We start from the raw sequence: 18,731 nt of genomic DNA, 5'->3' as shown, positions 1-18,731 counted from the left end.
TGAACGAAGGGAGCCGCGTGCATCGTTTTCGCATTCTTGCGGTGACCGCCGTGCTCGCCGCCGCGTCGCTGATCGGCTGTGGCGTCGCCGGTGTCCGCACTGACGTGGTGATCGTCAACGCGGGCGAACCGCAGAACCCGCTCATCCCGACCAACACCAACGACACCAACGGCGGCCGGATCGTCGACCGGCTGTTCGCCGGGCTGATGTCGTACGACGCCAAGGGCCAACCGGCGCTGGAGGTCGCGAGCGCAATCGACACCGTCGACGATGTCAACTACCGGATCGTGCTGAAACCGGGCTGGACATTCACTGACGGGTCACCGGTCAGCGCGCACTCCTTCGTCGACGCCTGGAACTACGGCGCCCTGGCGACGAACGCTCAGCTGCAGCAGAGTTTCTTCTCGCCGATTGTCGGTTTCGACGAGGTGGCCGCGCCGAAGCCGACTGCCCGCACGATGTCGGGGCTGCGTGTGGTCGGTGATCGCGAATTCACCGTGCGGCTCAAAGCGCCGACGATCGATTTCAAGCTGCGACTTGGCTTTTCGCCGTTCTACCCGCTGCCCGCCGCGGCATTCGCAGACATGACAGCGTTCGGTCAGCATCCGGTCGGCGACGGCCCGTACCGACTCGGTGACCAGCCGGGTAACCCGGCCTGGCAGCACAACGTCAAACTCGACCTGGTCACCAACCCGGGCTACCACGGCAACCGGACGCCGCACAACAAGGGGCTGAGGTTCGTGTTCTACGCCAATCTCGATACCGCCTACGCCGACCTGTTGTCGAGCAATCTCGATGTGCTGGACACCATTCCGCCCAGCGTGCTGACCGTCTACCGCCGCGATCTCGGCGACCGTGCGGTGACTGCCCCCGCGGCGGTCAACCTGACGCTGGACACCCCGCTGCGGCTCCCGCACTTCTCTGGTGAGGAGGGCCGGCTGCGCCGGCTCGCGCTGTCCGCGGCGATCAACCGCGAACAGGTGTGCCGCACGATTTTTTCCGGCGCCCGCACGCCCGCCCGTGACTTCACCGCCAGCTCGCTGCCCGGATACGATCCCGACATCGACGGCAACGACGCGCTGAGTTTCGACCCCGGTCGCGCGCGGGCACTGTGGTCGCAGGCCGACGCGATCTCGAAATGGTCTGGACGCTACGCAATCTCCTACAACGCCGACGGGTCTCATCAGGAGTGGGTGGACGCGGTGGCCAACAGCATCAAGAACACGCTGGGCATCGACGCCGTCGGCGCGCCGCAGCCCACCTTCGCCGGCTTTCGGACCCAGATCACCAGCCGCACGATCGGCACCGCGTTCCGTGCCGGATGGCAGGGCGACTTTCCGTCGATGCTGGAATTCCTCGAGCCGTTGTACGTCACCAATGCGGGCGCCAACGACGTGGGCTACTCCAATCCACGGTTCGACGCGTCGATCGCGGCGGCCGAGGCGGCCCCCAGCCTGGTGCAATCGTTCGTGATCGCCAATGACGCCCAGCGAATCCTGTTGCAGGACATGCCCGTCGTGCCGCTCTGGTATACCGTCGCGGTGGCTGGCCGGTCGACTGCCGTCAGCCACGTCGCATTGACCTGGAACGGACTGCCCGATTACGAACGCATCGTGAAGGCCTGACGTGGGCTGGTACGTCGTCCGCCGCGTCGCGGCAATGCTCCCCGTCTTCCTCGGAGCGACCCTGCTGATCTACGGCATGGTCTTCCTGTTGCCCGGCGACCCGATCGCGGCACTGGGCGGCGATCGCCCACTGACCCCGGCGGTGGCCGCGCAACTACGCGCGCAGTACCACCTCGACGACCCGTTCTGGCTGCAGTACCTGCATTACCTCGGCGGCGTACTGCACGGTGACCTCGGCCGCGCCTACTCCGGGCTGCCGGTCACTACCGTTGTAGCGCAGGCATTTCCGGTGACCTTCAAACTGGCGTTGGTCGCGCTGGCGGTGGAGTCGCTGTTCGGTGTCGGGTTCGGGGTGATCGCCGGGCTACGCAAGGGCGGGGTCTTCGACGCCGGGGTGCTAATCGTCAGCCTGGTCATCATCGCCGTGCCGATCTTCGTGTTGGGCTTCCTGGCGCAATTCGTGCTCGGCGTTCGGCTGGGACTCGCCGCCGTGACGGTGGGTGACCAACCGACGTTCGGCCGGCTGTTGCTTCCCGGAATCGTGCTCGGCGCAGTCTCTTTCGCCTACGTGGTGCGGCTGACTCGGTCCGCGGTGGCCGACAACGCGCACGCAGACTTCGTGCGCACCGCGACCGCCAAGGGATTGTCGCGGCCGCGCGTGGTCACCGTGCACATCCTGCGCAATTCCCTGATTCCGGTAGTGACTTTTCTCGGCGCCGACCTCGGTGCCCTGATGGGCGGCGCGATCGTCACCGAAGGCATCTTTAACATCCATGGCGTCGGCGGTGTCCTCTACCAGGCCGTCACCCGTCAGGAAGCGCCTACCGTGGTGTCGATCGTGACGGTGCTGGTAGTGGTCTACCTCGTCACCAATCTGGCGGTCGACCTGCTCTATGCCGCGCTGGACCCCAGGATCCGTTATGGCTGAATCGTTGTCGAGCGACGTCTGGCGAGCGCTGCGGCGACGCCCACAGTTCGTGCTCAGCGCGGCGCTGATCGCACTCGTCGTTGTGGTCGCGGTGTTCCCGTCGTTGTTCACCGCGGCCGATCCGGGCTATGCCAATCCGGACCAGAGCCTGCTCGCTCCGTCGGCGGCGCATTGGTTCGGCACCGACCTGCAGGGCCACGACATCTACGCCCGGACCATCTACGGGGCGCGCGCCTCGATCACCGTCGGGCTGGGTGCCACCCTGGTCGTGTTCGTCGTCGGGGGCGCGCTCGGCGCGCTGGCCGGGTTCTACGGCGGCTGGGTGGACGGCCTGGTGTCGCGCGTTGCCGACGTATTCTTCGGCATCCCGTTGCTGCTCGCCGCGATCGTGCTGATGCAGGTGATGCACCACCGGACAGTGTGGACGGTGATCGCGATCCTGGCGCTGTTCGGGTGGCCGCAGATCGCCCGCATCACTCGCGGGTCGGTGCTCGCGGTCCGCGGTAGCGACTACGTGCTTGCGGCGAAAGCGCTGGGCCTGAACAGGTTTCGAATCCTGCTGCGGCACGTGCTGCCCAATGCGATCGGCCCGGTGATCGCCGTGTCGACGATCGCGCTCGGGTTGTTCATCGTCACCGAGGCCACGTTGTCCTACCTCGGGGTCGGGTTGCCCCCGTCAGTGGTGTCCTGGGGCGGCGACATCAACGTCGATCAAATCCGGCTGCGCGCGGGCTCGCCGATCCTGTTCTATCCCGCTGGCGCGCTGGCGATCACCGTTCTGGCGTTCATGATCATGGGTGACGTGTTGCGCGACGCGCTCGATCCTGCTTCGCGGGCCTGGCGGTTATGAGCAGTCCGCTGTTGAGCGTGTCGGGACTCGAGGTGCGTTTCGGTGACGACGCGGCGGTGCGCGGGGTCGATCTGGCGGTGCACCCGGGCCAAACCGTGGCGGTCGTCGGTGAGTCGGGGTCGGGGAAGTCCACCACCGCCGCGGCGATCCTCGGGTTGCTTCCGCCGGGCGGACGAGTCACGGCTGGCCGGATCGAGTTCGGCGGCGTCGACTTGACCGCGGCCACCCAGCGGCAGTTGCGTGCCGTGCGGGGCAGCGGGATCGGCTACGTGCCCCAGGATCCGATGGCCAACCTGAACCCGGTCTGGCGGGTCGGCTTCCAGGTGCGAGAAGCGTTGCGCGCCAACAATAGCGATCGCGACGCCGTCGAGCTGTTGGCCGAAGCGGGCCTGACCGATCCCGTGCTGCGCGCCCGCCAGTATCCCCACCAGATGTCCGGGGGAATGTGCCAGCGAGTCCTGATCGCGATCGGACTGGCCGGCCGGCCGCGGCTGCTGATCGCCGACGAGCCGACGTCGGCGCTGGACGTCACCGTGCAACGCCGGGTGCTCGATCACCTCCAGCACCTCGCCGCCGACCTCGGCACGGCGGTGCTGTTGATCACCCACGACCTCGCCCTGGCCGCTGAGCGGGCCGAGCGGCTGATCGTGATGCACCAGGGCCGCGTCGTGGAAGCCGGTGCAGCGCAGTCTATTCTGCGCCAGCCGCAGCAGCCGTACACGCAACGGCTAGTGGCGGCCGCGCCGTCGCTGCGCGATGCCCCGGCCGCGCGAGCGGTTCCGCCCGACGCTCCGGACGTGATCGTCGCGTCCGGGCTTTCCAAGATCTATCGGTCGTCACACGGTGTGCCGTGGCGCAGGCCGGAAGTGCGTGCCGTCGACGATGTGTCGTTCGGGCTCAGGCGTGGCACCACGCTGGCGATTGCGGGCGAATCCGGGTCCGGCAAATCCACCCTGGCCCGAATGGTGCTGGGCCTGCTGCCGCCGAGCTCGGGCACCGTGGTTTTCGACGGTCGCAACATCGAGAAGATGAGCAGACGGGAATCGCTGGCATTTCGCCGCAGGATCCAGCCGGTGTTCCAAAACCCTTACGCGAGCCTCGATCCGATGTATTCGGTCGCCCGAATCATCGAGGAGCCGTTGCGGATTCATCGGATCGGGGACCGGCGCAGGCGTCAGCAGACAGTCCGCGAGTTGGCCGATCACGTCGCCTTGCCGGCGTCGCTGCTGGGCCGCCGACCGCGCGAGCTATCCGGCGGTCAACGGCAGCGGGTGGCTATCGCGCGGGCCCTGGCGCTGAAACCCGAGGTGGTGGTCTGTGACGAGGCGGTCTCCGCGCTCGACGTCGTCGTGCAGGCGCAGATCCTGGATCTGCTGACCCAGCTTCAGGCGGAGCTCGGGCTGACGTACTTGTTCATCAGCCATGACCTGGCGGTGATCCGGCAGATCGCCGACGAGGTGATGGTGATGCGCTCGGGCCGGGTGGTCGAGCACGCCAGCACCGAGAGCGTCTTCACCCGTCCGCAGCACGAGTACACCCAGCAACTGCTGGCCGCGATCCCGCGCGCCGGGGCTGGCCTATCCTGAGCGGCGCAATGACATGCGCCGGCGACGATGCAGAGCCCGGCGATGAGGAGGAACGGCGCCGATGATGCGCGCCGGCGACGATGCGGAGCCCGGCGATGAGGAGGAGCGGCGCGAATGAGTACTGATCCGCTGGCTCCGCTGATGGAGCTGCCCGGCGTCGCCGCGGCCTGCGAACAGGCCCGTGAAGCGCTCGGTCGCGCCCACCGTCACCGCGCTAATCTGCGGCGATGGCCGATAACCGCCGCCGAGGCCGCGCTGCGCTCGGCCCGCGCCTCCGCGGTGCTGGATGGCGGAGGCCACAAGCTCGACGACCAGCTCGACGTCTCCGCCACCCATGACCCGGTATTCGCCGGAGCGCTGCGGGTCGCGCAAGCACTCGAAGGCGGTGAGACGAATCTGGTCGGGGTCTGGCAGCGCGCCCCGCTGCAGGCGCTGGCCCGGTTGCACATGCTGGCCGCGGCGGATCGCGTCGACGAGAACGGACTGGGCCGGCCACGGGCCGATCCCGACGTCGGACCCCGCCTGGAGCTGCTCGCGCACCTCGTCTCCGGCGGCTCCAAGGCGCCGGCGCCGGTGATCGCGGCGGTCGCCCATGGCGAGCTGTTGACCTTGGCGCCGTTCGGCACCGCGGACGGTGTGGTCGCACGGGCGGTGTCCCGGTTGGTCACCATCGCCACCGGGCTCGACCCGCACGGGCTGGGAGTGCCGGAGGTCGGGTGGATGCGCCGCGCGGGCGATTACCGCGACGCGGCGACCGGGTTCGCCTCGGGAACGCCGGCAGGTATGGCGTCCTGGTTGGTGCTGTCCTGCCGCGCGCTGCGGACCGGAGCGCAAGAGGCGCTGACGATTGCTGAAACGCTCACCGAGCAGGGCGGCAACGGTCACTGAAAACTGATAAAGCGGGCGGCGTACCGATGGATTTCGGCTCGCCGCCCGCTAGCACGGATCTCGGTTACCATGCGTGCACCTGTGGGCTGCGTGGGTTGGCCTCGGCGTTCTTGCGACGCTTCCGGTTAACGCCCCACCCAAAGGGCGTCGATGCCATCCGCTCTTCGCAATTACGCAGGCCCGCAACACTTCTGCCATTATCGCGGCTATGACTCCGCGTGGGTGCCGAGAACCGTGCTCGGTTGCCTCGTCCGGGAGATCGGCCCTTCTCTTCTGGATCGACCTTGGCCGTTCGGGCTTCCGTGAGTCCTTTGTACTCCGTGACCCCGGTCACATCAAGAGTCAATTGCAATGAAAACGCTGAAACGATGCCGAGCCGTGATGTCGGAAGTTTGCTGGCGCGCCGCTAGAGCGACAACCGGCGCAGCAGCGAGTAGGTCAGCGCGCCCGCCGCCAGGGCGCTGATGCCCACCGCCGCAGTGGTGGCGACCGCGGCTCCCGACGGCGCCGGAATGCGGTCGCGCAACGACACCGGCCGGGAGAATTCGAGTACAGGCCAGTTGCGGGAGCCTGCCTCGCGACGCAGCGCGCGGTCGGGATTGACCACGCTCGGATGTCCGACCACCTCGAGCATCGGCATGTCGGTGATCGAATCGGAGTAGGCGTAGCAATGCTCCAGCGGATAGCCCTCCCGGGCCGCGAGTTCCCGAATGGCCTGCACCTTGCCCTCGCCGTAGCAGTAGAACCCGATGTCTCCGGTGTACTTGCCGTCTTCGACCACCATTCGGGTGGCCATCGCGTGGGTCGCCCCCAACGCTCGCGCGATCGGAGCCACCAGCTCTTCACCGGACGCCGAAACCACCACCACGTCACGGCCGCACAGCTTGTGGCTGGCGATCAGGTCGGCGGCCTCGGCGAACACGAGGGGCGTGACGATGTCGTGCAGCGTCTCGTTGACGATCGATTTGACCTGCTCGACGTCCCAGCCGGTGCACATGTTCGTCAGGTGGATCCGCATCCGGTCCATCTGGTCGTGGTCGGCGCCCGACAGCAGGAACAAGAACTGGGCGTAGCTCGACTTGAGGACCGCCCGGCGGTTGATCAGTCCTTGCGCGAAGAACGGTTTGCTGAACGCCAAAGTGCTCGATTTGGCGATGATCGTCTTGTCCAGATCGAAGAAAGCCGCCGTGCGCGGGGTGGGACCGGAGGGTGTCGACGATGTTTGCTGGTCAGCGGCCGAGGCGGGGACGGTCACACAGCCAGCATAGGGCCGAAAGTCCCTTAATCGCGACGCCGTCTGTAAAACTGCGGGTCAAAGACGGTCGAGTAACACGTGGTACCAGCGAGACGTTTGGTTCAGCTACTTAAGGGTCATACATAACTTTCGAACGCAACCCTTGCGCCGCGTGACACTCTCGTGTGTATAGTAAGTGTCACTCGGCTTTGCCGAGGGTGTATCAGCCCGACCCCCCGGGGCTGATACACGACGACCCTCGCCTCCTCCCCCCCTGGCGGGGGTCGTCCCTTTTCTCGGGTAAATCTCTCATCGGTTCTTTCGCTTTACGCGTCCTGACGTTGTCCACAGCTTCCTTCGCCGCGACTGGCGACTCAGCGTCATCGGCGGCACGGTGGGCCGATGCCGACTGACCGTGCGCGTGGGATTTTGGCGGTGCTCGCCGACCCCGTTCTGCGCGAAGAGGTCGACCGGGTGGCGGCGGCCGTCGGAGTGCGGGTGGTGCACGCCGTGACCTCGTCGGCGGTCAGTAGAAAAGCGTGGTCGGCAGCCTCGGCGGTCGTGCTCGACGAGGCCGGAGCCGTCGGCTGCGCGCTGACGGGATTGGTGCGCCGCGACCACGTGGTCGTCGCAACTAACGGCGAGACGCCACCGGCAATGTGGGCCGCGGCCATCGAGGTGGGCGCCCGGCACGTGCTCACATTGCCTGCGCAAGCGCATGATCTGGTCCGCGAGCTCGCCGAGGCGGCGGAATCGTTCCGCGACGACGGGACCCGCGGTGCGGTGCTGGCCGTGATCGGTGGCTGCGGCGGCGCGGGCGCGTCGGTGTTCGCGGTTGCGCTCGCGCGGGCGGCGGTCGAGCCGATGCTGGTGGACCTCGATCCCTGGGCCGGCGGCATCGACCTGCTGATCGGCGCCGAGACCACACCCGGCGTGCGTTGGCCTGACCTGGCTTTAGAGGGTGGACGGCTGAACTGGGCGGCCGTGCGAGACGCGGTGCCGCGGCACCGCGGGACGAGCCTGCTCTCGGGGACCCGTCGGGGTCACGACATCAGCGCCCGGGCGGTGCACGCCGTTCTCGACGCGGGTCGTCGCGGCGGGGCGACCGTGGTGTGCGACCTCGCCCGCCGAATGACCGAAGCTGTCGAAATCGCTGTGGAGACAGCCGATCTCGTGGTGCTAGTCAGTCCCTGCGACGTACGGGCATGCGCGGCGACCGCGACCATCGCACCAGCGCTCGCGGCCATCAACCCGAGCCTGGGCCTGGTGGTGCGGGGTCCGTCGCCCGGTGGACTGAGCGCCGAGGAGGTGGCGACGATCGCCGCGGTCCCGCTACTGGCATCGATGCGGCCGCACCCCCGGCTGGCCGAGCAGGTCGAGCACGGGGGATTGCACATCGGGCGGCGCTCGGGGCTAGCTGCCGCAGCTCGCCAGGTCCTGGCCGTACTGCCGAAGCATCGGGCCGACGGGCGCGCGGCGTGAGCGGCTCGTTGATCGACCGCGTTCGCGAGCGGCTGGCGGCCGAGTCGACGCCACTGCGTCCGGGCGTGGTGGCCGACGCGATCAGGGCGGAGTCCGGCGGTGTCCTGGGCGACACCGAACTGCTGAGCAATCTGCGGATACTGCAGACGGAGCTGACCGGCGCCGGAATCCTGGAGCCGCTGCTGCGTGCCCCGGGTGCGACCGATGTTCTGGTCACCGCGCCGGACGCGGTATGGATCGACGACGGAAAAGGTCTGCGGCGCAGTGATATTCGCTTTGCTGACGAAGCCTCGGTGCGCCGCTTGGCGCAGCGGCTGGCGCTCGCGGCGGGGCGGCGGCTCGACGATGCGCAGCCGTGGGTCGACGGCCAGCTTTCGGGGCTCGGGAGCTTCGCCGTGCGGTTGCACGCGATCCTGCCGCCGGTCGCGGCGGGCGGTACCTGCCTGTCGCTGCGGGTGCTGCGGCCGGTGACTCGGGACCTCGCCGCTCTGGCCGCGGCCGGTGCGATCCCGCCGGCGGCCGCCGCGTTGATCGACGACGTCATCGCCGCCCGGCTGGCGTTCCTGGTGTCCGGCGGGACTGGCGCGGGCAAAACCGCACCCAACCGGTAGCACCCAGAACTACTCGCGATCGATGCGACCTCCGGTCTGGCGCAAGGCGTCCAGGAGCATCGCGACCAACGTCACTGCAAGCTCCGCAGCGGGAGCAGCGTTGGGCCACACAAAGGCTGTGATGACAGCAGCGATCCCAGTAATCAGAATGATCGATAGCCTCGGCAATATCGCAGGTGCTTCGCGCCCTTGCTGGCCATCATTGTCATCGGGTGGTTTCATTGAAGAGTTCTTCCTTCACGATCTACGCGGGTCGGGATTTGGGAGTTCAGGCGACCCCCGGCTGCAACGGGGGTCGCCTTCTGTCTTCGGGCGTTACCTCAGGGGCATCAAGGCTTCCTCTGAGTCGGGCGCTTCTTCGTCGTCCGATTCCTCGTCGAGAGTCGACGAGAGATCCACCTGGACAACGTTCGGCGCGGTGTCCCAGGTTGCGTAGACCCCGCGGCGAACGAGGACGATCACCTCATCCTTGGCCAAGCGGGAGAGAAGACTGCGGATGCTCGACTCGGCCCAGTCGTGTTGCTCTGCAAGATCCTTAGCGATGTGCTGAGTCGTCATCGGCTCGCCGGCCTGAGTTAGATAGTTCAGGATTGCCAACCGCATTGATCCACCTTCGTACAGGTCGGCCACGCGGTTGTACTGGTAAGCCTTCCGCTTGTAGTCGTCGACAGTTCGCAGGCCGTCTGGATCGCGCACCTCGATACCTCTAGTGCCTCGTTGAGCGACGCGCGTCTGATTCGCGCTCGGGTCTGTAGACGACGATGTATCCCCACGTTCTGTCAACTGCGTCGACTTCGCCTCAACTGCCACAACGCCAGAATCGCTTCTGAGTAGCACATCAATCTGGTGAATGTCCTCGTCGAGGCTGGCGCGTTGAGCCAAGAGCTCCCGCCGCGCTTGCAGCAGATGCCGCTCTAAAACGGGGTTGATACCCATTGCTGCCTCCGTCCGTGGATTGCCTCAAACTTGCTGCCATCATATAGCCGAATGCCGCAAAGTTGAGGATTGCGGCGCATCAACGCGCCGAACGTTGAGTCACGCGGGCAGACTTGACGGCGGGAGGCCTCAACTGGCGCTATGTAGCAGCAGCAGCAGCCCGCTCTACGCTCGGATGATGCGGGACCGCGAGACGATCGACTCCGAATTCAGGCTGGTCGCAGCTGTGCGCCGAACGTGTGCGGAGTCGGCGGCGCTATACCGACAACAGTCGTGCTGGACGCACTGCTCGACGATCGCAACGCCGGCAGCAGCGTTGCGTCTTGCTGAGCGCCAACCGCGCCAACCGCGGAAGCTCGACGGCGCTTCTCTAGGAGCCGTCGACTAGGGCCTAGGTGGCGTCCTCCACGCCAGTTGAGTCCTCGTCGCCTTCGCCCGAAGGAGTCACCGCAGCGGCGGTTGCATCAATCTCGGCAGGGGTTGGGAGCCACGGACCAACTGCGGCGTCGAGAGCACTGGAAACGCCATCAGCGATCAAGGCCTGTCGAATCAGTTTGCGCGCCGCTTGGAAGCCCGTTCCCGCGGGGATTTCGAGCGCGGCTGCGACCTCTTCCGCGTGTCGACCGAGCTCGACGATCTGTTCGTGAAGCGGGTCAGTTCCGTTGTACTGAGGGATTGGGAGCAGCCACACGTACTTGTCGAAGTGCCTCGTCCCGAACAACCCTTTCGATTGGTACTGGGCGACAGCGGCCGTGACCGCAGAGGTGTTGAGAACCGCCGTCAGGTACACGGCTTCGGGCTCGTTGCGCGCCGGTACAACATAAAGCGAGTGGTCGACTATGTGATCGGGGTTGTCAGTCCGGACCGCTGCCAGCGTGTTACCCGATTTGGAATAGAGAACTCGATGCTTGGCGCCACCAAGCTGTCTGGTCAACTTGCCCATGTGATCAGCTTGTTGGGTTAGTGACACAGCCTTGGCGCGATTCTGTCCCGTTTTATGGTCGTCCCATTCGGTGTTCACGGCATTCCACCACTGGGCCAGGCCGGGGTTCTTATCGATGTCGGACTGCCTGAGCAGGCTTCCGCTGGCGACGGGGACAACCGTCTCGAACGGGTCGAGCAGGCGGAATGGTGCGATGGACTCGCCGAGAAGCGCCGTGTGAATGAACTGTTTCTCAACCGAGCCGTGCACGTCTGGCCGATCTTTCCAGGGCGCCTTCTCCTGGGTGGAGCGACGCGAGACGATCGGTTGCTTGCTGGCCGCGTGCCCGAGCTTTCCGCCGCCAGCCACACGCTCGACCAGGAACAGGTACCTCGGAACAAGATTCGCGCCCTGCCGGGTGACCGCCGCATAGGGAGAGGCAGCGGTGTCATCGACGCTGCGGCCGACGTTCGGCTCGGTGGTGTAGGTGAGCTGCGGCTCGGTGGCCGCCCATGTCGCGGAGCTGCGGCCGGCGAAAGCCTTCTTTGTGCGTGGGCTGCCGTGCGGGGGTTCGGTGGCGGAGTCGATACCAACCCCGTCGTAGGCGTGGTGCACTCCGAAGGCGACGCCCGCAGGCACCGGAAACGGTTGAGGCCGCACTTTCTCAAGGTCCCACCACTCGTTTATCTCGCCGCGTACGTACGTGCCCCAATTACCAGCGCGGAAGCCTTCGTACTGCTGCCGATCGAGCACCGCCAGCGGCGTGACGAGCCCGAAGGTCCCGCCGTCCTTCAAATACAGCTCGCAGGCACGAACGGCAAAAAGTGCGACCAGATCCTGGTGCGTGGCCAGCGATTTTCCATGCCAGAGGTTGCGCTGCGTGCAGAAGGATTGAAACTTCGACTGCATCGCCTCCGTCATATGTCTGTACGACACCCACGGCGGGTTTCCGATCAGCACATCGACCTTTCGGCCGGGAAGGGAGAACCACAGGGGTCGGACCTGGTTACGGACGAAGAAGCTCCAAATGTGGTCGCGCCCCTCGGCGTGGAGATCGCACAGCAGCTTAAAGGTCTCGGTGAGGATCTTGCCGTCATCAGAACTCGGACTGATGGAGAAAGACGAGAGAATCGATGCCGCGGACGGTCTCTTCGACTTGCCGGTGACGGTCTGCGCAAGGTCCGTCAATGCGGTGGTGAGGCGATCGAAGGTGCCGGGGTCATCGATGCTAGAAAGCGGGAACACCAACGTCTGCTCGATGTCGATCAGCGTCGGTTCGGCGGCCGAGTTCGCGAGGTCGTGTGCGTCGACCGGGATCTTGATTGTGTCGGCGGCGACGGAAGCGTCCGATGCCCACTGAACCGCGTCGCCGAGGAAGATCGGCACGGTAATGGTTCCGCGAGGACCCGTCAGGCGCGACCCTAACGCCATTAGGTAGGTGGTACGGGCGAGGGCGACGGACACAGGGTGGATGTCGAGACCGAATACGTGGGACTGCGCGCCATCGATCGCCGCGGTCGGATCGAGTCCAGCGGCGTCTGCGGCGGCGAGATACCGACGCACGGCGTGAAATACGAACGTCCCACTGCCGCAGGCGGCGTCGAGCGCCCGTGTACCGAGAACGTTGTCGCCCATAGCGCGTTCAATGACGGCTTCGGCAAGCCAGTCAGGGGTGTAATACTCGCCGAGTGTCTTGCGCGTGGCGGCGTTGACGACCGACTCGTAGAGGTGTTTCAGAACGTCATGCTGGGCTTTGTCCCAGTCGAAAACCGCGACGCGGCGGATCAGCTGACGAATGAACTTCTGCCCGTCTGGATGCGCCAGGAGCCAGTCGAAGAACCCGGCCTCGACGGCGTTGTGGATGTCATGCTCGGTGAACTTCTCGCCTGCGAGCATCGCGGCCGGGTCAGCCATCAACTCTTCTTCGGTGAAGCCCATCAGAGCGTGCGCGATCACCGTGGCCTCGACCACCAACATCGTGTGATCGATGAAGAGGCGGCTCTGTTTCGAGTCGAATCCGGTTCCCAAGGCACTACGTAGCAGCCGTGCCCACAGGGCGCGTTTGAGTTGAACCGTGGGGTCATCGGCCAGGGCGTCATAGAGGCTGGCCAAGTAGGCGTGATCTTGCGCATATGCGGGTGAGTCCACGCCGAGCCGTTCCTCTATCGTTCGCGGAGATGGCGTAAGACCGTGGTCGGTGGCCAAGACGGCACTGAGCCAGGCGACAAGGCGGTCCGTGTCGCCGACCGTGCTGATCAGCAACTCCGACTGCACCGTCAGCTGATTGGTGGCGGGGTCAACTTCGTAGAGCACCCAGGTCCGGCCGTCGGTCAGGATGCCGTTGTAACGGCCGCCGGTCAGCTCGATACGGTTGTCGATGTAGCCGCGCAGTTGTGGCTCTGCCTCTTGGCGGACGGCTGCCGTGAGGTCTTTCTTGACCTCGACGACGGTGGCGCCGGTGAGGATGTCGATCCGCCGCCGGGTGCCGTCCTCTGTCTGCACTTCCAACTTCGGTACTTGCTGATCGTCAAGGCCGAAGTTCGGCTGTAGGAGGAGTTCCTTGATGTCCGATTGGACGTCAGCTTCGGTGCGCTTGGGGTCGTTCGACAGCAGACGAACCAGAACAGCTTCGGTCGCATCGGGCATAGAGGCAATCTACGGTCACGCGCCGACGCTGCCGTTCGCATCTCCCGCGACGCGCGGCGCAACGGGGGGGTCACCCGCCCTGGGTGCCTATGTGTCGCGTAGCGGGCAGGTGTCGGTGACGTCGCGCGTCGCGTTGTCCGCGCTGCGTAAGTCCCCGCATGGACGGCGACGACCTAGAGGTCATCCCTGCCGAGTAGCTCCAGCTCCCAGCGCACCAGCTCAAGTGATGCTCGCACCGCAGACTCGTCGGGATCGAACCCCTCGGCTCGAATCGCTTCGCGTTCTTCGTCGTCCACGCTGTCTTCGACGTCGGGGGACCGCTCTCGGTTCCCGTGATCGCTAAAAGGTGAATCACTCGATGGCATCGGAGGTAGTAAATTGAGACGAACTCCGCCTGACGGGAGGTACAAGGATGGACGGACGCTTTGCAGTCGAGCTGCCCGAGGTCTTCGCGGGTGGTGCTCAGTGGGCGGCACACGCAGCTACGTTCGCCGATGTGTTCCCGCCCGAGGTCGCGGGCGCTTGGCCCTCGGCCGTCGCTGTGGGTGCAATCCATGGTGTCGTGACATCAAGCCACGCCCAATTCGGGGCGAGGCTCGCCGAGACGGCAGGCGCGACGCAGCTCGCAGGTATCAGCTACTCGGTGATGGATGCGGAGCAGAACGCCCAGGCGTTGGCCGGAGTCATCGGGGATGCGGTGCAATCGTGATGCCGCTGTCGCAGGTGTTGGCGTACAACACCGACCACTTGATTGAGGCCTCGGCGCACTGGGAGGCGCTGGCCGACCAGCGAGAGGAAGTGTTCGGCGCTGTACACAACGAGGCGCGCACGCTGCCCTGGGAAGGTCTGGGAGCGGATGCGTTGCACGCGCGTACGGGTGCTGACTACAGCACAGCTTTGGAAAGCGCGGGGAACCTGCGTCAGGCCGCGTCGATCGCGCGGGACGGTGCGAGCACCTTGACGCAGATGCACTCCCGGGCGCTCTACACGCTGGAGGATGCCCAGGCCGATGGGTTTACCCCGACTGAGGCCTTGCAGTTCGTAGACACCCGTCCCTCAGCGAATCTGGCAGTCGCGGCCCAGCGCCAGGCTCAGGCTCAGGCGTACTCGGGTCAGCTACAGTCCCAAGTCACCGATCTCGTCGCTCACGACACCAAGGTCGGCACCGACATGACCAACGCCACCGGTGGCGAGGGAAAGATCATGTTCACCGACTACACGACCGGAGACGGCAAGAAAATCCCGTCGCCGCCTCCGCCGCCGCCGTCTGTTATTGACATGAGCCAAGGCGCCGCCCCTGATGGCCGGCACCCGTGCGATACCGGCGAGATCCTCCAGCACGTAGGCGAGGGCATCGGCGGGCCGCTTCTGACTGTCGGATCTGTAGCCGGAGGTATTGCGGGTGCACCTCTGGGGCCAGGCGAGTGGGCTATGGCTATCGGAGGCGTCCTGACGGGCGGGGCAACTACTATCGCCGGATTCGAAGGGCTAGAGCATTGCGAACCCTGATGCACACGAGCCCGCTGACCTTCGTGATCGTGGGCCTCGTCCTCGGTATCGGTGTGGTTGCCTACGGTCGGCGTAGCGACACCGCGCAGCGACGATCTCGTGTCCTGCTAGCTGGCGGTCTCGTGGTACTTGCGATCCTGCTCGCGATCGACTTCGTAACCAAACCGGGGGAACGCTGGGTATCCGGTGTCGGCCTAGTCGGCGCGCTTATCGCAGCCGGTGGATACCTATATCAGCGGGTCCAAGGTTCCAAGACACGCTCGGGCTAGTCGACCTGGCCGTTTTCGTTCGACGGCCCTGTCACGGCGTAAATTCACCGTACGTGGACGAGTGCACCCATGCTAGCGAGACCGTCGTTGGTCCCGGTGCGTCCACCGACGACACTGCAGTAGTGCAGGGGGTTCCTTGGCCGAAAGCCGACCTTGCCTGGTCGGATAGTCAGTTATATGACGATGAGAATCCAAGTGCTACAGCACGTTCGCTGACGCGATGGGGCATTGCGCTCGCCGTCATGCTCGTACCCGGTCTCACTGCAGCTTGGTTCGGCGTCACTCTTTACCGCAATAAGCAAACCCCGGTCACTCAGCCGGCGAAGTTGCCTGATGCCTCGACGACTGCCGCTCCGCGACCGAAGATCCCGTAGATGCGCTGCTCTATACCCTTGGGTAGCAATAGCAGTCGGGAACAAAGTGCTGCCAGGGGAAAGCGAGCGTTCGGGTACGGATTCGGCCTGACAGAAGAAGCGGCAACACAAAATCACATGCTGCTCAAGGGTTCCCAGGTACTCCGAGCCACGCTCGGCGTCGGGAGCGGGACCATCAACGGGCAGCCGGCATGACGGCATCCGACCACCAGCCGCTGCCTCCGAGGGCAGGTGCTTCGATCTGCCCGACCGGGCAACCGCACCAGCGACGACGGCGTGGAAGCCGGGTCCGAGGCCGAAAGTACTCCAGCCGACCACCGTATAAGCGCGAAGGTTGCGATCGACCACGCCAAGGCGGCTACGGGCCTCGCCGCAGAGCTGTGGTCCACAGCGGTTGCAGCCTCGGACGCCTGGCCCGAGTACCGCCTAATACCCGATCAGGTGCAGGGATTAGGGTTGGCGGTCGGTATCACCGACGAACAGTGAGAGGCAACTAAACGCGGCGATTAGCTGTTCGATTTGTCCGTTCCCTCCAGCTCTTGCAGAGTGATCTGCGAGTCACCGAGCGCGGTCAACGCCCTCGTGACATCAAGCGTGAGCAGTTCCTCAATCTGCTGCGAACCGATGGGAATGTTGCCGTCGATAACGTTGCGTACCAGAGCATCGCGAAGTTCCTTACGGGCCAGGACAATGTTCCGCGCGTCGTCGGCAACAGCATCATTGAGTCGTCGGCGAGATGGCCAGTCGCGGACGGTCCGCAAGACTACAACTGCCGTCAACATCGCCGCACCTAGGACGATCTCGATCGGATTCGAATATCGGATGCTCTCGACCGTTGTCAACGTCTCCTGCACCACGTTCGTCTCCGCAAGATACCTCGCAGTTGCGGCGTCCAATATGGCCTGCGGCAGTCCGCCGAACTTCCAAGGGAATTGGTAGTCCTCGTATGCGGGGCCTTCGACCCAAGCGCTGGGCCTGCGAAGGATCGCTAGTTCCGCTTGCACCCGAGCCGCCTGGTATTGGAGCGCACCGCCGAACTGACAAGCGGTGTCGAGGTTGTCAATCACCTGACGAACTACTTCGATCGGCGCACCAGCGCCGAGGTCGACTGTGACCGCCTGTCGGCGGACATGAAAAACTGCCCACTGGCGGACATGAAAGTGCCCGTTCGCGGCCAATAAGAACTGCCCACCGGCGGATACGAAAGTGCCCGCAGGCGGCCATGAATCTGCCCAGACCTACTTGATGTCGTTCGGCGCGTCTGCGCTGGGGCGGCCTCTCCTGCGGTTTCGATGTCGATGCCTAGTCGACCCGACAACCCCAGGAGAGACCTACTTGAAGTCTGACGGAGAACTCATGGAAATACTCAATGCCTACGACCTGACCGGGTCCTACCGCGCCGCGGCCGAGCTGTGTGGGTGCTCGCACCACACCGTGAAGAAAGCGGTCGAGGATCGCAACGCTGGGCTGCCCCCGGCCACGCGGCGGGCCCGGATGATCGATGATTGGCGCGACCTGCTGGAAACCTGGGTCGCTGATTCGAAGGGCAAGATCCGCGGCGACAAAGCCCACGACAAGCTGGTGGCGTTGGGCTACACCGGCACCGACCGCACCACCCGCCGTTCGTTGGCGGAGATCAAAGCGCAATGGCGCCTTGGCAATACACGCGTGCACCGGCCCTGGATCACCGAGCCAGGACTGTGGCTACAGTACGACTTCGCCGACGGCCCCCTTGTCGCCGGCCGCAAGATCGTGCTGCTCGTGGCGTGGCTGGCGTGGAGCCGCTACCGCGTCGTGGTGGCTTTGCGGGACCGCACCGCACCCAGTGTCTTCGCCGGCCTGGACCGCATCTTTCGCATCGTCGGTGGTGCTCCGACCTACCTGCTCACCGACAACGAGAAGACCGTCACCACTGGACACATCGCCGGAGTTCCGGTCCGCAACCGGGCCGCGGTCACCTTCGGCCGCTACTACGGCCTTTCGGTGCTGACGTGTGAACCCGCCGACCCAGCCACCAAGGGTGGGGTGGAGAACGCGGTGAAGCTCGCCAAAGCCGACATCGTGCCTACTGAGACCAACCTCCTGCCGCAGTACGACTCGTTCGCCGACGTCGAAGCCGCATGCGCCGGTTTCACCACCGAGATCAACGCCCGCGTGCACCGGATCACGGGACGCCGGCCGGCCGAGATGCTCATTCAGGAACGCCCGGCCCTGCACGCGGTTCCTGACCTGCCCCACACCGCCGCGTTGGGGGTGACCCGCCGGGTTCCCGACAACACCCCGATGGTCACCTTCGACCACTGCCAATACTCGCTGCCCGCAACTCTTCTGGGCCAGACAGTGTGGATCCGTGACCACGACGGCACCGATGAGGTGGTGATCTGCGCTCTTGATGGCGGCGGCCCGGTGGAGGTGGCGCGGCATCGCCGCGCCGCCCCCGGTAGTCCCGCCATCAACGATGACCACTTCCCTGAGCATCGGGACAAGGTGCCCGGTGATTACCGGGTGCGGGCCCGCACTGTCAGTGAGCAGACCTTCCTGGCGCTGGGGCCGGGTGCGGCGGTGTGGCTCAAAGAAGCCGCCGCCGTCGGCACCGAACGGATCCTGCAGAAGATGGCCCACGCGGTGGAACTGTCGGCGTTAACCGGCCGCGCCGATGTCGACTGGGCGCTCGGGCATGCTGGCGTGCACGGTCGCTTCGCCACCGGTGACCTTGATTCCATCCTCGCCAGCAAGGGCATGGACACCACTCGCCGCGGCGCCGACGAAGACACCTCCCTGGCGCAAGGAACCAGTGGGTGGAACTTATTCGGCCGCAACGTTATCGACGCTGACGAGGCAGGCATCGCGTGACTACCACCACGACCACCG

At 65.5% G+C, this 18,731-nt stretch carries 18 protein-coding genes and 1 pseudogene; 13 read left to right on the top strand and 6 right to left on the bottom strand.

Features of this window, described 5'->3' with window-relative positions:
• The first annotated feature begins 41 nt into the window (after positions 1-41).
• From MKK62_RS06375 to MKK62_RS06355, 5 genes are all read left to right on the top strand, one after another.
• Complete coding sequence (locus tag MKK62_RS06375; protein ID WP_240261850.1) at positions 42-1,625, top strand: peptide ABC transporter substrate-binding protein; 1,584 nt, start codon at positions 42-44, stop codon at positions 1,623-1,625.
• Between the two features lies 1 nt (position 1,626).
• Positions 1,627-2,553 (top strand): ABC transporter permease, encoded by a 927-nt coding sequence (locus MKK62_RS06370; protein ID WP_240261851.1) that lies wholly within the window; start codon positions 1,627-1,629, stop codon positions 2,551-2,553.
• Positions 2,546-3,403, top strand: coding sequence for an ABC transporter permease (locus MKK62_RS06365; RefSeq protein WP_240261852.1), 858 nt, complete (start codon positions 2,546-2,548; stop codon positions 3,401-3,403). Before MKK62_RS06370 ends, MKK62_RS06365 begins: the two co-directional genes overlap by 8 nt.
• Positions 3,400-4,989, top strand: coding sequence for a dipeptide ABC transporter ATP-binding protein (locus tag MKK62_RS06360; RefSeq protein WP_434085028.1), 1,590 nt, complete (start codon positions 3,400-3,402; stop codon positions 4,987-4,989). The genes MKK62_RS06365 and MKK62_RS06360 overlap by 4 nt, the downstream gene beginning before the upstream one ends.
• Before the next feature lie 114 nt (positions 4,990-5,103).
• The gene (locus MKK62_RS06355; RefSeq protein ID WP_240261853.1) at positions 5,104-5,877 is read left to right on the top strand and encodes an oxidoreductase; all 774 of its coding nucleotides are present in this window, start codon (positions 5,104-5,106) and stop codon (positions 5,875-5,877) included.
• A 406-nt stretch (positions 5,878-6,283) separates the two neighbouring features.
• Here MKK62_RS06355 and MKK62_RS06350 read toward each other — a convergent pair whose 3' ends face one another.
• On the bottom strand, positions 6,284-7,132 hold the full coding sequence (locus MKK62_RS06350) for an HAD-IB family hydrolase (RefSeq protein ID WP_240261854.1): 849 nt from the start codon (positions 7,130-7,132) through the stop codon (positions 6,284-6,286).
• Positions 7,133-7,513: 381 nt separating this feature from the next.
• Here MKK62_RS06350 and ssd point away from each other — a divergent pair, with 381 nt between their 5' ends.
• Positions 7,514-8,593, top strand: a complete 1,080-nt coding sequence (ssd, locus tag MKK62_RS06345; protein WP_286670890.1) for a septum site-determining protein Ssd — start codon at positions 7,514-7,516, stop codon at positions 8,591-8,593.
• Positions 8,590-9,189, top strand: a pseudogene (locus tag MKK62_RS06340) (ATPase, T2SS/T4P/T4SS family); the annotation flags it as partial. The gene ssd and the pseudogene MKK62_RS06340, both read left to right, overlap by 4 nt.
• A gap of 24 nt (positions 9,190-9,213) precedes the next feature.
• Here the strand turns inward: MKK62_RS06340 and MKK62_RS06335 are convergent.
• The 3 genes from MKK62_RS06335 to MKK62_RS06325 form a co-directional block, all read right to left on the bottom strand.
• Positions 9,214-9,426 carry a hypothetical protein gene (locus tag MKK62_RS06335; RefSeq protein WP_240261855.1) on the bottom strand — a complete coding sequence of 71 codons (213 nt, stop codon included), beginning with the start codon at positions 9,424-9,426 and terminating at the stop codon, positions 9,214-9,216.
• Between the two features lie 93 nt (positions 9,427-9,519).
• Positions 9,520-10,140 carry a BlaI/MecI/CopY family transcriptional regulator gene (locus MKK62_RS06330; RefSeq protein ID WP_240261856.1) on the bottom strand — a complete coding sequence of 207 codons (621 nt, stop codon included), beginning with the start codon at positions 10,138-10,140 and terminating at the stop codon, positions 9,520-9,522.
• A 391-nt stretch (positions 10,141-10,531) separates the two neighbouring features.
• Positions 10,532-13,039 (bottom strand): Eco57I restriction-modification methylase domain-containing protein, encoded by a 2,508-nt coding sequence (locus tag MKK62_RS06325; RefSeq protein ID WP_260060471.1) that lies wholly within the window; start codon positions 13,037-13,039, stop codon positions 10,532-10,534.
• Positions 13,040-13,252: 213 nt separating this feature from the next.
• Here MKK62_RS06325 and MKK62_RS06320 point away from each other — a divergent pair, with 213 nt between their 5' ends.
• Positions 13,253-13,612: a hypothetical protein gene (locus tag MKK62_RS06320; RefSeq protein ID WP_240261858.1), complete on the top strand. Its 360-nt coding sequence runs from the start codon at positions 13,253-13,255 to the stop codon at positions 13,610-13,612.
• A gap of 269 nt (positions 13,613-13,881) precedes the next feature.
• Here MKK62_RS06320 and MKK62_RS06315 read toward each other — a convergent pair whose 3' ends face one another.
• On the bottom strand, positions 13,882-14,073 hold the full coding sequence (locus tag MKK62_RS06315) for a hypothetical protein (protein ID WP_240261859.1): 192 nt from the start codon (positions 14,071-14,073) through the stop codon (positions 13,882-13,884).
• Positions 14,074-14,120: 47 nt separating this feature from the next.
• On the opposite strand from MKK62_RS06315, the gene MKK62_RS06310 reads away from it, so the two are divergent.
• The 4 genes from MKK62_RS06310 to MKK62_RS06295 all read left to right on the top strand — a co-directional run bounded on the left by MKK62_RS06310 (position 14,121) and on the right by MKK62_RS06295 (position 16,346).
• Positions 14,121-14,417, top strand: coding sequence for a hypothetical protein (locus tag MKK62_RS06310; protein WP_240261860.1), 297 nt, complete (start codon positions 14,121-14,123; stop codon positions 14,415-14,417).
• Positions 14,414-15,217: a hypothetical protein gene (locus tag MKK62_RS06305; RefSeq protein WP_240261861.1), complete on the top strand. Its 804-nt coding sequence runs from the start codon at positions 14,414-14,416 to the stop codon at positions 15,215-15,217. The genes MKK62_RS06310 and MKK62_RS06305 overlap by 4 nt, the downstream gene beginning before the upstream one ends.
• A complete protein-coding gene (locus tag MKK62_RS06300; protein ID WP_240261862.1) occupies positions 15,217-15,486 on the top strand; it encodes a hypothetical protein in 270 nt (89 codons plus the stop codon). The genes MKK62_RS06305 and MKK62_RS06300 overlap by 1 nt, the downstream gene beginning before the upstream one ends.
• Before the next feature lie 605 nt (positions 15,487-16,091).
• Positions 16,092-16,346, top strand: coding sequence for a hypothetical protein (locus MKK62_RS06295; protein WP_260060470.1), 255 nt, complete (start codon positions 16,092-16,094; stop codon positions 16,344-16,346).
• A gap of 20 nt (positions 16,347-16,366) precedes the next feature.
• Here the strand turns inward: MKK62_RS06295 and MKK62_RS06290 are convergent, their stop codons facing one another.
• A complete protein-coding gene (locus tag MKK62_RS06290; RefSeq protein ID WP_240261863.1) occupies positions 16,367-16,927 on the bottom strand; it encodes a hypothetical protein in 561 nt (186 codons plus the stop codon).
• A 268-nt stretch (positions 16,928-17,195) separates the two neighbouring features.
• Between MKK62_RS06290 and istA the strand changes: the two genes are divergently transcribed.
• On the top strand, positions 17,196-18,713 hold the full coding sequence (gene istA, locus MKK62_RS06285) for an IS21 family transposase (RefSeq protein WP_240258325.1): 1,518 nt from the start codon (positions 17,196-17,198) through the stop codon (positions 18,711-18,713).
• Positions 18,714-18,731 lie beyond the last annotated feature (18 nt).

The organism is Mycobacterium paraterrae (genome assembly GCF_022430545.2).
GTDB lineage: Bacteria > Actinomycetota > Actinomycetes > Mycobacteriales > Mycobacteriaceae > Mycobacterium > Mycobacterium paraterrae.
This window is presented reverse-complemented; position numbering and strand designations above follow the sequence as displayed.

What these genes read in the sequence shown, in the direction of transcription:
- MKK62_RS06365 (WP_240261852.1), top strand. Translation starts at nt 2,546, where the DNA reads ATGGCTGAATCGTTGTCGAGCGACGTCTGGCGAGCGCTGCGGCGACGC.
- MKK62_RS06325 (WP_260060471.1), bottom strand. Translation starts at nt 13,039, where the DNA reads ATGTTGGTGGTCGAGGCCACGGTGATCGCGCACGCTCTGATGGGCTTC.
- MKK62_RS06330 (WP_240261856.1), bottom strand. Translation starts at nt 10,140, where the DNA reads ATGGGTATCAACCCCGTTTTAGAGCGGCATCTGCTGCAAGCGCGGCGG.
- MKK62_RS06315 (WP_240261859.1), bottom strand. Translation starts at nt 14,073, where the DNA reads ATGCCATCGAGTGATTCACCTTTTAGCGATCACGGGAACCGAGAGCGG.
- ssd (WP_286670890.1), top strand. Translation starts at nt 7,514, where the DNA reads ATGCCGACTGACCGTGCGCGTGGGATTTTGGCGGTGCTCGCCGACCCC.
- MKK62_RS06335 (WP_240261855.1), bottom strand. Translation starts at nt 9,426, where the DNA reads ATGAAACCACCCGATGACAATGATGGCCAGCAAGGGCGCGAAGCACCT.
- MKK62_RS06355 (WP_240261853.1), top strand. Translation starts at nt 5,104, where the DNA reads ATGAGTACTGATCCGCTGGCTCCGCTGATGGAGCTGCCCGGCGTCGCC.
- MKK62_RS06310 (WP_240261860.1), top strand. Translation starts at nt 14,121, where the DNA reads ATGGACGGACGCTTTGCAGTCGAGCTGCCCGAGGTCTTCGCGGGTGGT.
- MKK62_RS06360 (WP_434085028.1), top strand. Translation starts at nt 3,400, where the DNA reads ATGAGCAGTCCGCTGTTGAGCGTGTCGGGACTCGAGGTGCGTTTCGGT.
- MKK62_RS06300 (WP_240261862.1), top strand. Translation starts at nt 15,217, where the DNA reads ATGCACACGAGCCCGCTGACCTTCGTGATCGTGGGCCTCGTCCTCGGT.